This window comes from Ensifer sp. R1-3 (assembly GCF_056739175.1).
In genome coordinates this window covers 1,027,852-1,040,404 of the sequence record NZ_CP096515.1, presented here as the reverse complement: position 1 = coordinate 1,040,404, position 12,553 = coordinate 1,027,852, and the positions used below count along the sequence as shown (strand labels likewise).

Sequence of the window (12,553 nt, the reverse complement as noted above, 5' to 3'; positions counted from 1 at the left end):
AATGTCCGTCTGGCTGTTGTTCTTCACCGGTCCGGCACAAACGGCTTGCCGAGCGATGCCGGCGTGTTGATCAGGGTCATGCGCCGGTTATGCGATATGAGAATGAGTACGACAATCGTCGCGAGATAGGGAAGCGCAGTCAGGAACTGCGAGGGAATGCCGATGCCGAAGGCCTGGGCATGAAGCTGACTGATCGATACGGCTCCGAAGAGATATCCTCCGGCGACGACTCGCCAGGGCCGCCACGAGGCGAAAACCACCAATGCCAGCGCGATCCAGCCCCGGCCGGCCGACATGTTCTCCACCCATTGAGGCGTGTAGACGAGCGACAGTTGCGCGCCGGCAAGTCCGGCGCAGGCGCCGCCGAACAGAACGGCCAGGTAGCGGGTGCGAATGACGTTCACGCCGAGGGCGTGGGCCGAGGCGTGGCTGTCGCCCACCGCCCGCAACTTCAATCCCGCACGGCTCCTGAACAGAAACAGATGGACGCCCACCACGATCGCGACCGACGCATAGAATATGGCGTCCTGCCGAAACAAAAGCGGTCCGACGACGGGTATCTTCGACAGGAGCGGGATCGCGATCGGCTGCAGCTTGATCCCCTGCATGCCGAGGAAACTCTCTCCGAGCATCCCGGAAACGCCGAGCCCGAGGAGAGTCAGCGCCAGGCCGGTCGCTACCTGGTTGGCAACAAGCGTCAGCGTCAGGAAGCCGAACAGCAGCGAAAACACGGCGCCGGCAGCAATGCCGGCAAGAATTCCGACATAGGGCGAGCCGCTGAGCTGCGTCGCCGCGAAGGCGCAGACAGCTCCCATGATCATCATGCCTTCGACGCCGAGGTTGAGCACGCCGGACCGCTCGGCGACGAGCTCGCCCAGGGCGGCGAGGACCAGCGGCGTCGCAGCCGTGATGACACTGAAGAGGATTGCTTCGACTATGCCCATCAGTGGGCCTCCTCCGTCCTGACCGCTGCGAAGCGGTCCCACACCAGCCGGATGCGGTAGTGAATGAGCGCGTCGCACGACAGCACGAAGAACAGCAGCAGCCCCTGGAAGACGCGCGTCACCTTTTCGGATACGCCGATCGAAAGCTGCGCGGCCTCGCCGCCGAGATAAGTCAACGCCAGGACGAGACCGGCGGCCACGATTCCGAGCGGATTGAGCCGGCCGAGGAACGCGACGATGATAGCGGTGAATCCGTAACCGGGCGAGATCACCGGACGCAGCTGCTGCATGGCGCCGCTCACTTCCGAAATGCCGGCGAGCCCCGCCAGCGCGCCGGAAAACAGCATCGAGAACCAGATCATCCTGCGCGAGGAAAAGCCGGCAAAGCGCCCTGCCCGCTCGGACTGGCCGAGAACGGTGATTTCGAAGCCCTTCAACGTATAGCGCATCATGAACCACACCAGCACCGCCGCGATGATCGCGAAGGCAAAACCCCAATGCGTACGCCCCGAGGCGAGCATTTCGGGAAGGATCGCATCCGCGCTGAACGTTCGCGTTTCCGGGAAGTTCATGCCCTGCGGGTTGCGCCAAGGGCCACGCACGAGCCAGTCGAGAAAGAGCTGGGCCACATAGACCAGCATCAGGCTCGTCAATATCTCGTTCGTATTCATATGCGCCTTCAGGAAGGCCGGTATCGCCGCGAAGAGCGCTCCGCCAAGCATGCCGAGAAGCATCATCAGCGGCAATATCAACGGCGACTGCCAATCGTAGAAGAGTACCGGCAGGGCCGAGCCGGCGATTGCGCCCATGATGAACTGACCCTCTGCGCCGATGTTCCAGTTGTTGGAGCGGAAGCAGACGGAGAGCCCGACGCCGATCAGGATCAGCGGCGCCGCCTTGATCGCGAGTTCGTGCAGCGACCAGACCTCGCTCAGCGGCTCCACGAAAAAGCTGTAGAGCGCGGTTACCGGATTCTTGCCGAGAAGTGCGAACATCACGCCGCCGAAGACGATGGTCAGCGCAAATGCGATGAACGGCGAAAGGATGGAAAACAGCGTCGAGGCCTTCGCGCGCTTTTCGAGTTCAATGCGCATGCGCCGCTCCCTCGCCTTCGGCCTGGCCTTGCGCCTGGCCATGCATGCCGCCCATCAGGAGGCCGATCTTTTCGCGCGAAAGTTCGCGGGCAGGATAGGGATCGGAAAGACGCCCGTCGCTGATCACTGCGATCTCCGTCGCCACCTCGAATATCTCGTCGAGGTCCTGGCTGATCACCAGCACGGCGGAACCGGCCTTTGCGAGATCCACGAGGGCCTGGCGTATGCGGCTCGCCGCCCCGGCATCGACGCCCCAGGTCGGCTGGTTGACGACGAGCACGGCCGGCTGCCGGTCGAGTTCCCGTCCGACGATGAATTTCTGCAGATTGCCGCCCGACAGCGAACCGGCCGGCGGGTCCTCGCCGCTCTTGCGCACGTCCATCGCCTCGGCAATCCGCTTCGTCGCCGCCTTGACGGCGCCGTGGCGGATGATCTTCAGTGCGCCGCCGCCGAGGAAAGCCCGGCGATCCGATTGGCTGCGCGCGAGCACAAGGTTGTCGGAGAGCGACAGCGCCGAGACCGCGGCGTGCCCATGGCGTTCCTCCGGCACGAATCCGGCGCCCATCAGACGGCGCGCATTGATGTTCCTGGTCCCGACCGGCCGCTGGCGGATCTGGATGGCATCGTCGTCGGCCAACGGATATTCGCCCGAAAGCGCGTCGAAAAGCTCGCTCTGCCCGTTGCCGGCCACTCCCGCGATCGCCAGTACCTCGCCCGCCCTGACCTTCAGGCAGATGTCCTTCAGCGAGACCGCAAAGGGCGTGCGCGCCGCGACCGTAAGATGCCGCGCCTCCAATTGCACGTCGCCTCTGGTGCTCGTTCCCTCCGGTGTGACGACCGCCACGTCGCTGCCGACCATCATTCTTGCCAGAGAGGCGGGCGTTTCGGCGCGCGGATCGCAGGCGCCGGTTACCTTGCCGTGTCTCAGCACCGTCGCGCGGTCGCAGATGCGCTGCACTTCCTCGAGACGGTGGCTGATATAAAGGACGGAACGCCCCTCCGATCGCAGTTTCTGCAGCGTCTCGAAAAGGCGGTCCGCCTCCTGGGGTGTCAGCACCGAAGTCGGTTCGTCGAGAATGATGAGCTGCGGGTTCTGCAGGAGAGCCCGGACGATTTCGATCCGCTGCCTTTCGCCGACGGAGAGATCGGCGACATGTGCCTTCGGATCGAGCGGCAGGCCATAGATGCGCGACAGCCGTGACGCCTCCTCGGCGACGCGGGCGAGCGAAACGGCCCGGTCCATGGAAAGGGCGATGTTCTCGGCGACCGTCAGGGCCTCGAACAGGGAGAAATGCTGGAAGACCATGCCGATGCCGAGCCGGCGGGCGTCGCTCGGGCTGGCGATGCGGACATTCGCCCCCTGCCACATGATCTCGCCGGCGCTCGGCGCGAGCACGCCGAACAGCATCTTCACCAGCGTCGACTTTCCCGCGCCGTTCTCGCCGAGCAGCGCGTGGATTTCTCCGGGTTCTATCTGCAGATCGATTGCATTGCAGGCCGCGAACGAGCCGAACAATTTCGTAAGGTTGCGAACGGCCAGCAGCGGGCCGCTCGCGGTTTGTCCCTTTTCAGGCACGCTGCCCTCTTTCCCCTCTTCGATCCCCGCCCGCCTTACTGCACGCTTGCTTTGATCGTACCCGATCAATCGACAGGAACCTGCAGCAACGTGAAGACTACAGCGACCTTCGCGTCCGATAAGACGCCGGCGCCGTAAGGCTTCGGTCAGGGAATCAGCAATGTCGTTCCACTTGTTTTTCTTGTTTCGAGATCCGTATGCGCCCGACCGGCTTCGGCGAGCGGATAGGTCTGGTTGATATTGATACGCACTTTGTTGCTTTGCACAACATCAAACAGGGAATTTGCACATGCCTCCAGGGCCGGCCGGGTCGCGACGTAAGTGAAGAGCGTCGGGCGCGTCGCATAGAGCGCACCCTTCTGCGCCAGGATGCCGATGTTGAAAGCATCCACCGGCCCGGAGGAATTGCCGAAGCTGGCCCAGAGGCCGCGCGGCTTCAGGCAGTCGAGCGAGGCCGGATAGGTGTCGCGCCCAACGGAATCATAGACGACGTCGACGCCGCGCCCTCCGGTCAAGTCCTTGACGCGCTCGACGAAATTGTCCGTGCGGTAGTTGATGACGTGGTCGTAGCCATGGGCAAGAGCCAGATCGATCTTCTCCTGCGATCCGGCCGTTCCGATCACCGTCGCACCAAGTGCCTTGGCCCACTGCCCCGCAATGAGCCCGACGCCGCCGGCGGCGGCGTGAAAGAGCAAGGTCGTCTCCGGGCCCACCTTGAAGGTCTGGTTGAGAAGGTATTGCGCGGTCATGCCCTTGAGCATCATCGCAGCCGCCGTCTCGAGGCTGATTCCCTCCGGCACCTTCAAGAGTTGCGAGGCGTCTACGTTGCGCTCGCTGGCATAGGCGCCATCAGCGGATGCGTAGGCGACGCGGTCGCCGACCGAGAACATGCTCACCCCGTCACCCACTGCAGTCACTACTCCGGCGCCTTCCTTGCCCGGAATGAAGGGAAGCCCGGTCGCCGACTTATAAAGGCCGGTGCGAAAGTAGACGTCGATGAAATTGAGGCCGATCGCCACCTGCCGGATCTGCACTTCGCCGGGTCCGGGCGCCGCCAGCGTAACGCCCTCCATCTTCAGAACTTCCGGTCCGCCAAGTTCGCGAACGACGATCGCCTCTGCCATGTCCAACTCCTAACCGATTGCAATGATTTCGCGCCGAGCCTACCGATCGCGCTCAGGCACGCCCGAGTTTCGGGAAGATCTGCAGTATGAAACCGATGACGTAGAGGTAAAGCCCGGTTGCCACGACGCCCACCACTACCCAGGGCGGGGTCTCGAAATGCAGGAGCAACGCATACATTCCGAGCACCGACCAGACGAGAAAGATGCCGAGATTAAGCGGCCTCAGCCTTTTCACACGCACCGGATGCAGGAAGTTGATCGGCAGGAACGTCAATATCACCGATAGGAAAACGACAATCGATGCAGTGACTTCGCTCGCCTGGATCACAAAAAGGGTGAAGACGACCATATTCCAGACGACCGGAAATCCGGAGAAGAAATACTCGTCCGTCTTCATTCCCATGTCCGCATAGTAGATAGCGCTGGAAACCACGATCGCGCCGGCGGCCACGAACGACCAGGGTTCGCCGATCATGCCGCTCTGGTAGAGTGCGAAGGCCGGCAGCAGCACATAGGTCACGTAGTCGATGACGTTGTCGAGCGTATCGCCGGACCAGTTGGGCAGCACCTCCTTGACCTGGACCTTGCGGGCGATCGGCCCGTCGATGCCGTCGACGAGCAAGGCCAGACCGAGCCACCAGAACATGTCGACGAAGCGGTGCTCTGCCGCAGCGACGACACCGAGAAAGGCCAGGAACGATCCGGACGCTGTGAGGATATGCACGGAAAAGGCGCGTATTTCCGCGTAAGGAACGCGTCTGTAATTGAAGAACTTCATGTGCGAAGCCGCCCTGTCCCTTGTCCCGTCCCTCTGCGCCGCCGGTCAGCCGCTATTTTCAGCACCGGCACCGCTTTGGCCGTAATATGCACCGTTTGCCGAGCATCGCCAGCAAATTCCAAACGTTCGTCGCCTTGGGCCGGCATTGTCCTGTGGACATGCGGCGCGTGCCCCTGCGCTGAATCTGCCCATTTATTTCAATGGGCTAAGCGACTAGAACTAATGCATGTCGCCCGAAGATGCGGGCACGAAGCAACACGCTGAAGGGCTTCGGATGAATGCGGGCACTTCAGGCTGTGATATCGAGACGAAAGCGGGCAACCGCATGGGAGGTCCTGTCGGCCATGGATCACTATGACATCGCAATTATCGGCGCGGGGCTTGCCGGCTCTCTGGCGGCGATCGCTCTTGCCCGCGAAGGTCACCGCGTGGCGCTCGTCGGCCCGCGGCCTGCCATCGCCGACGGCCGCACCACCGCGCTCATGGACCAGTCGATCGAATATCTGAAGAAGCTCGATCTTTGGGGTGAGGTCGAGCCGCTGACTGCGCCGCTCGTCGCCATTCGCATCCTCGACGGGACCTCGCGGCTTTTTCGGGCGCCTCCGGTCAATTTCCGCGCCTCCGAAGTAGGCCTCGATGCTTTCGGCTACAACATTCCGAACGCGCCCTTCCTCGAGATTCTGGAACGGCACGAAGCGGGACTGCCGACGCTCGAGCGTGCGACCGCCGCGGCAACGAGATTCGACATCGACGGCGCAGAGGTTCGGATCGGTCTTGGCGATGACCGCTCGATTACTGCCGACCTGGTGGTCGGCGCAGACGGGCGACGCTCGGCGGTGCGCGAGGCCGCCGGGATCGGCGTTCGCACTTGGTCCTATCCGCAGGCCGCTATCGTCCTGAATTTCAGCCACGAACTGCCGCACCAGGACGTTTCGACCGAGTTCCATACGGAGGGCGGTCCGTTCACGCAGGTGCCTCTTCCCGGCAACCGCTCGAGCCTGGTCTGGGTTCGCAAGCCCCGGGACGCCGAGGAGACGCTGACGCTTGCACCGGACGTCCTCTCGCGCACCATCGAGGACCGAATGCAGTCGATTCTCGGCAAAGTCACGACGGAGGGAATGCCGCAATCATTTCCGCTTTCCGGCCTTTCCGCCCGTCGTTTCGGCAAGGGCCGCACGCTGCTCGTCGGCGAAGCCGCCCATGCCTTTCCACCAATCGGGGCCCAAGGGCTGAACCTCAGTCTTCGCGACATCATGACCCTTGTCGATCTCATCGGCCGGCCAACCGGCAGCCGCCTGCCGGCAGACACAGGCGACCGCTTCGATGGCCGGCGGCGCGCCGACATTCTCAGCCGAACGGCGAGCGTCGACCTGCTCAACCGTTCGCTGCTCTCCAATTTCCTGCCGGTGCAGGCCCTGCGTGCGGCCGGCCTGCATCTCCTCTCCTCTGCGGGGCCGTTGCGCGGACTTTTGATGCGCGAGGGAATACATCCCGGCAGCGCGCTGCAGGCGTTCAAGGAGGGTTTACGGGAACAGATCCGCCGGAAGAGCGCCTGAGCGTATCAGATAAAGCAGGCCGGTCACCGTCGCGACCGAAAGCAACGTCGTGATGAGGATCGTCGCCGATGCCCGCTCCTGCCAGACGCCGTATTGCTGGCCGATCACGAAGACATTGGTTGCGGTCGGCAAGGAGGCGAGCAGCACGGCTGTCTGTACCCAGATGGGATCGTAGGCCCCGCCAAGGCTGAGCGCCAGGTACATGAGCACCGGATGAAGCACGAGCTTCGCCGGAACGATGTAGCCGATCTCTGCGGGAATACGCTTGAGCGGGCGCAGCGCAAGCGTGACCCCCATCGCAAAAAGGGCGCAAGGCGCCGCCGCTTGCGCCAGATAGTCGATAAGCCGCTGCAGCGGCAGCGGGGGTTCGAAAGAGAGAAAAGCCGCGGCGACGCCGGCAAAGGTCGACAGGATGAATGGATGAAACGCTATTCGGCGCGCAATGCCGAGTGCGACGACTGCCGGCTTCTGCTTGCTGCCGCCCGCAGCCGCCATCATCGCCGGAGCGACGGTGAAATGCGCTGCATTCTCGAAGCAGAAGATCAGCGCTACCGGAACGGCCGCCGTCTCCCCGAGGGCCAGCAGCGCCAGACCGGGGCCCATGTAGCCGATATTGCCATAAGCACCGGCGAAGCCCTGCATCGTCGCCTCGGCAACCGTATTGCGGCGCAGGAACAGCCCTATGGCGAAGATCAGCGCAAAGACGACATAGGTCGTGCCCACGCTGGTCAGGATGAAATCGGCACGGGTAAGCTCTTCCACCGGCGTGCGCGATACCAGCTTGAAGAAGAGCGCCGGCAGCGCCAGGTAGACGATGAACGTGTTCAGCCAGCCCATCGCCTCGCCCGGATGGTCGACGAGGCGCGCCGTCAGGTAGCCGAGAAAGATGAGGCCGAAGAACGGCAGCACCAGACCCGTGATTTCCGCCATGATCTCCCTCGCCGCTGCAGAAGCGCTTCCAGGAAAAATGCGTAGCGGTTTTCCGTCCGGAAGTGCGTTGTTCAAAGACTCAGCGCTTCCCGGTAACGTTTCCCCGTCCGGAAGCTGTAGCTGGGCGTGCTTAGCCGATTTGGGAGAGAATTGGGAAGGTCTGCTGGAACCAGATCGCGACGGAACTGACGAAACCGAAGAGGAAAGCAAGGCCGGCGGCGACGAGCAGAGCGCCCATCAGCTTTTCGATGAGCCCTAGATGGCGGCGGAAACGCGAAAGAAAACGCATGAAGGCACTGGAAAAGCCCGCGGCGATCCAGAACGGTACTGCGAGTCCGAGCGAATAGATCGCCAGCAGAGCAGCGCCGTCGGCGACCGTATCGCGCGCGGCGGCAACACCCAGGATGGTGCCGAGTACCGGGCCGATACACGGTGTCCAGCCGAAGGCGAAGGCAAGGCCCATGACATAGGCTCCCGACAGGGTCGCCGGCTTGCCGCCCTGGAAACGTGCCTCGCGGGCAAGCAGCCCGATCCGGAAGACCCCGAGGAAATGCAGCCCCATGATGATGATGATGATCCCGCCGATGCGCGAAAGAAGATCGAGATGCTGCCTGAGCAAAAGACCGATCGAAGAGGCACCCGCCCCGAGCGCCACGAAGACCGTCGCAAAGCCGAGCGTGAAGAACAACGCCGCCGGCAGCACGGCCCTGCGCGTGCTTGCGGTTGCCACTGCATTTCCGTCCCGGAACTGATCGACGGAAACGCCTGCCATGTAGCACAGGTAAGGCGGCACCAGGGGCAGGACGCAGGGCGAGAGAAAGGACAGAGCACCTGCAAGAACGGCGGTCCAGATGGAAATATCTGCAATCGACAAGGTATCAGAACTCCGGCACTCGACTTGCCGCCTTCTTACCCGCATGTATGGAGCGAAACCAATCACCTTTTGGCGATCATTTTGCCGCACGGAGCCATAGCCGCGCCGAAGACGAGCGGTCCGACCCGCAGCCGCTCGCTTCGAATCCATAACCATGGTCTAGGCCTCTTGAGATGCGGGATACCCGCCGCGACTTGTTTGATTTCCTCCTCCCTGTGCTCGTCACAGGGATCCGGCCAGACCAAGTCCTTGGTCTGAAAGAACTCTTCCCGCGCCCGCAGACGCGGCGCTGCTGGATCTCTGTGACAAGCACAGAGATGAGGGTGAGGAGACATTGCAGTCCTCCGAAAGCTTTCCTAGGCCAGGCAGTCGGTGCTCAAGGAATTCAAGTGCATCGCGCCAGGCGTACCCAACAAAACCGACCAGAGCTTCAACGCCATTACCCATCTCGCAGCAGCCGTTATAAACTCAGGCCTTAATGCAATTTTTGGGTTGACCGGCGCAAAGCCTGCGTGCATATGTCCGGCCACTCCGCCGGGCCTTAGGCCCGGTATGGGAGCGCGTAGCTCAGCCGGTAGAGCAACTGACTTTTAATCAGTAGGTCCAGGGTTCGAATCCCTGCGCGCTCACCACTGCGCCCTTGCCGACGCCATACTCGCGCCCTCTATTGCTTCCCAGTCAGCGCGGTGCCTGTCGGCCCTCACCTATCATAGTGATCTCTTGCGTTTGCCGGCGGCCTGGGCGAATCTCTGATTCCCATTTCTTGAACTGGCATGTGAAACCAATGAGCAGCAAAATTTTTGAGACCTTGACCGGCATGTACTTCACGATGGACGCCCCCGATGGGAGTTACTCCACTGGTCAAGTGATCCGTCTTGCTGCCGAGGGACTCTATTTCGTTCGGTTCGACGGCAACGAGGTGACATTGCCCCTGGAACTCGTGACCGTTGGCGAGATGCTGGACACCACCGAAGAAGAGTACAAGCTCTGGCGGTTTTTCGACACGATCGAGGAACGAGACACGTGGATCGAATGGTTGGACGCGCCGTCTAAGCCGCGGGTCATCTCGCTTGTGAAGCCGACCAAGTAACACGTTCGAACCTGTGACGAATGGCCAATATCGATCAAATAATCATGTTTGGCGCCGGTCTTTGGATGACAGCGTCAGGCTTTGGCTTCGTTCAGACGAACACTCAAATGCCGTGGCTCGTTCAACTCACAAGGCACTTTCGCTGGATGGGGCCGTTGTTGATCGTTATCGCTGTGGTTCTGCTGTTTGCCCCAAGTTAGCGACGTAATTTCCGAATGGCCGTAGATGATGGGACGAAGAGGTGAATTGATTGCGGTGGCAGTGATCATCATCTCCGCCTTTGTGCTCGTGTGGCTGCCATTTGCCTTCGGTTGAACGCTGAAAAGATCAGCATGGCGCTCGGACAGGAGCCACAGGGGAAAACACAGATTCAAAGTAAGGCCCGGCAGTTGCCGGGCCTTACTAAATCGACAAGTACAAACGGAAATACGATCGCTGTCAGTAATCCCAGAAAACCGGTATCCAACGAAAAGCATCGCCAGCGACCGCCACCCTGCCAACGGAAGGGAACGGCAGATGAGTGGCCACTAAGAGCTCGCCGCTCGCCGCCAGCTGCCGCAAAAGCTCGATCCGTACACGAGCCGCCTCTTCCGGGTCATGCTCGAAGCCGTTATGCCAGTCCGGCTGGTCGAAACCGACGGCGAACACAGCATCACCGGCGAAGGTGAGCCCTTCCCCTCCGGATGCTATGCGGATCACACAGTGACCCGGAGTGTGCCCACCGGTCCGACGGGCAACGACGCCCGGCGCAACCTCGCGCTCCTCGTCAAATGGTCGAAGATGGCTGCGATATTCGCTCAGAAATCGCTTGGCCGTCGCCCGGAGTGCGTCCGGGAACCCTTGCGGCATGCTGGTATGGGAGAAATCGGGGGCCTCCCAGAATTCGACCTCAGCGGCAGCTACATGTATCCGGAGGTCAGGACGCAGCTTTTCCTTCACCCCTTCGACCACAAGTCCGCCAATGTGATCCATATGCAGATGGGTGAGTACGAGGTCGGTCACGGAGGCGAGATCAATGTCGGCTGCCTCCAGCCGCTTAACCAACTGTCCGGCCCGCGGCAAATTCAGGTCCGGGTCAAGGCCCAGTCCGGCGTCCAGGAGGATGGTTTGTTCGCCGCTGCGCACGACCACTGCGTTTAGTGGCCAGTCGAAAGCATCCGGCGGCAGAAACATGTTTTCCATCCATGACGCCCGAGCCGCAGGGTCGGCATTATGTCCCAACATTTGCGTTGGAAGCGGCAGGACCCCATCGCTGACGATCATCACGTCGATTTCGCCGATCCGCACCGCATAACGGGACGGAACGAGCTCGCTGGTGCCCTGTTTACCGGGATGAAAGGTGTTCTCCGAGGGAATCTTTAGCTGCTGCGGACCCGACGTAGGGGCTTCTGCTAGTGGCTGAGACATGATGCACTCCTGTGTTGCTTGGACGATCTCGCCACGGGCCATTTGGTGTTCGCTGAAGTTGCGTATGGCCATGGAATCGGCGCACGAGGCGTGTTCTGGACATTGTCGTTTTCGAGCGCTTCTCTCGTGACGGCTCAAACACCATTACAGTCGCCCTCGGAAGCCAGTAATCCAAACTTAGGTTTAGGAGTGGGCTGATCGTGCGCCGCGCCTTCAGCCATTCGAGACAGAATCGGGACGCTTTCAAACGGACCTTTGCCCGGCGTCAGCCGTAGCGCGGGCGGCTCGCGACCCCGGATGTTCATGGTGCCGGCGCGCCGCCACACCTTCATCGTCCGTGTTCAGTGCACGTCGAAAGAGCAAAGCAGCAAGCCAGCACGATACCGATCTTCGAGCTATTGTTTGAGATGGCAGCGTTTTTCTGGAAAGCAGGAGATCGGCGCGGATCTCCTGCTGCCGAAACGCTTTACACCAGGCCGGCCTTGTCCAGCCCATACGCCTTGTCCGCAGAACCCGGAACGGCGCGCACCGCAATGCTCACTCGATTCCATGCATTGATGGACATGATCTGAAACGTGAGATCCGAGATTTCTTTTTCCGAAAGCTGTTCTCGCACCTGTTCGTAAAGCTCATCAGAAACGCCGGTGTCCGGAAGTTTGGTCAGCGCTTCAGTCCATGCAAGCGCTGCTCGTTCGCGCGCACTGAACAAATTGGAGTCCCGCCAGGATGCGATATGGTGGAGGCGAAGAGGCCGCTCCTGGTGAATTGTCGCTTCCTTCGAGTGCATATCGAGGCAAAATGTGCAGCCGTTGAGCTGTGATGCTCGAATATCGACAAGATCGAGGATCGACGGCTCGATCGAACCTTTCCTGACCTCATTGCTGAAGGCCATCAGATCTTTAAAATGTTCAGGCGATAACTGTGCGTAGTTGAGCCGCTGTGACATTGTCTCTCACCCGTTTCTTGAAAAATGCTTTCCAGCTGCACATGCAAGCAGATTCAATGCACAGCCGAACGGATGTTGGTTTACTGGCAGGCCCAGGCATAGCTATACATCTGTTGGGGACGCCTGATAGCCTCGCGGGTGCGTAGAGTAACAAAACCATGCCATGGCTCCATCGCCGCGCACCGATGTGGGTCGTGGCTACCCTCAGCCGTCCTAAGCGAACAGTTTGAACGG

Annotated in this window: 12 protein-coding genes and 1 tRNA gene; 4 read left to right on the top strand and 9 right to left on the bottom strand. The window is 61.2% G+C overall.

Features of this window, described 5'->3' with window-relative positions; translation table 11 throughout:
- Positions 1-23: 23 nt before the first annotated feature.
- The 5 genes from M1D43_RS04995 to pcsA form a co-directional block, all read right to left on the bottom strand.
- Positions 24-944, bottom strand: coding sequence for an ABC transporter permease (locus tag M1D43_RS04995; RefSeq protein ID WP_028011603.1), 921 nt, complete (start codon positions 942-944; stop codon positions 24-26).
- Positions 944-2,038: an ABC transporter permease gene (locus M1D43_RS04990; protein WP_015007561.1), complete on the bottom strand. Its 1,095-nt coding sequence runs from the start codon at positions 2,036-2,038 to the stop codon at positions 944-946. The genes M1D43_RS04995 and M1D43_RS04990 overlap by 1 nt, the downstream gene beginning before the upstream one ends.
- Positions 2,028-3,614: an ABC transporter ATP-binding protein gene (locus tag M1D43_RS04985; protein ID WP_003533224.1), complete on the bottom strand. Its 1,587-nt coding sequence runs from the start codon at positions 3,612-3,614 to the stop codon at positions 2,028-2,030. The genes M1D43_RS04990 and M1D43_RS04985 overlap by 11 nt, the downstream gene beginning before the upstream one ends.
- A gap of 146 nt (positions 3,615-3,760) precedes the next feature.
- The gene (locus tag M1D43_RS04980; RefSeq protein ID WP_127541944.1) at positions 3,761-4,738 is read right to left on the bottom strand and encodes a quinone oxidoreductase family protein; all 978 of its coding nucleotides are present in this window, start codon (positions 4,736-4,738) and stop codon (positions 3,761-3,763) included.
- Between the two features lie 52 nt (positions 4,739-4,790).
- Positions 4,791-5,516 (bottom strand): phosphatidylcholine synthase, encoded by a 726-nt coding sequence (gene pcsA / locus M1D43_RS04975; RefSeq protein ID WP_003533217.1) that lies wholly within the window; start codon positions 5,514-5,516, stop codon positions 4,791-4,793.
- Between the two features lie 344 nt (positions 5,517-5,860).
- Here pcsA and M1D43_RS04970 point away from each other — a divergent pair, with 344 nt between their 5' ends.
- Positions 5,861-7,072 (top strand): UbiH/UbiF family hydroxylase, encoded by a 1,212-nt coding sequence (locus M1D43_RS04970; protein WP_013844473.1) that lies wholly within the window; start codon positions 5,861-5,863, stop codon positions 7,070-7,072.
- Here M1D43_RS04970 and M1D43_RS04965 read toward each other — a convergent pair.
- Both M1D43_RS04965 and M1D43_RS04960 read right to left on the bottom strand, forming a co-directional pair.
- The gene (locus tag M1D43_RS04965) at positions 7,040-8,002 is read right to left on the bottom strand and encodes an AEC family transporter (RefSeq protein WP_003533213.1); all 963 of its coding nucleotides are present in this window, start codon (positions 8,000-8,002) and stop codon (positions 7,040-7,042) included. The two genes, M1D43_RS04970 and M1D43_RS04965, sit on opposite strands and share 33 nt — an antisense overlap.
- A 130-nt stretch (positions 8,003-8,132) precedes the next feature.
- Positions 8,133-8,876 (bottom strand): cytochrome c biogenesis CcdA family protein, encoded by a 744-nt coding sequence (locus M1D43_RS04960; RefSeq protein ID WP_003533210.1) that lies wholly within the window; start codon positions 8,874-8,876, stop codon positions 8,133-8,135.
- 556 nt (positions 8,877-9,432) lie between these two features.
- Between M1D43_RS04960 and M1D43_RS04955 the strand changes: the two genes are divergently transcribed.
- The 3 genes from M1D43_RS04955 (at position 9,433) to M1D43_RS04945 (ending at position 10,166) form a co-directional block, all read left to right on the top strand.
- A tRNA-Lys gene (locus M1D43_RS04955) sits at positions 9,433-9,508 on the top strand.
- Between the two features lie 152 nt (positions 9,509-9,660).
- Positions 9,661-9,966 (top strand): hypothetical protein, encoded by a 306-nt coding sequence (locus M1D43_RS04950; protein ID WP_010969388.1) that lies wholly within the window; start codon positions 9,661-9,663, stop codon positions 9,964-9,966.
- 20 nt (positions 9,967-9,986) lie between these two features.
- A complete protein-coding gene (locus M1D43_RS04945) occupies positions 9,987-10,166 on the top strand; it encodes a hypothetical protein (RefSeq protein WP_027990710.1) in 180 nt (59 codons plus the stop codon).
- A 238-nt stretch (positions 10,167-10,404) separates the two neighbouring features.
- Here the strand turns inward: M1D43_RS04945 and M1D43_RS04940 are convergent, their stop codons facing one another.
- Both M1D43_RS04940 and M1D43_RS04935 read right to left on the bottom strand, forming a co-directional pair.
- Positions 10,405-11,373, bottom strand: a complete 969-nt coding sequence (locus tag M1D43_RS04940) for an MBL fold metallo-hydrolase (protein ID WP_498814125.1) — start codon at positions 11,371-11,373, stop codon at positions 10,405-10,407.
- Between the two features lie 466 nt (positions 11,374-11,839).
- Positions 11,840-12,319, bottom strand: a complete 480-nt coding sequence (locus M1D43_RS04935) for a carboxymuconolactone decarboxylase family protein (RefSeq protein WP_127541946.1) — start codon at positions 12,317-12,319, stop codon at positions 11,840-11,842.
- Positions 12,320-12,553 lie beyond the last annotated feature (234 nt).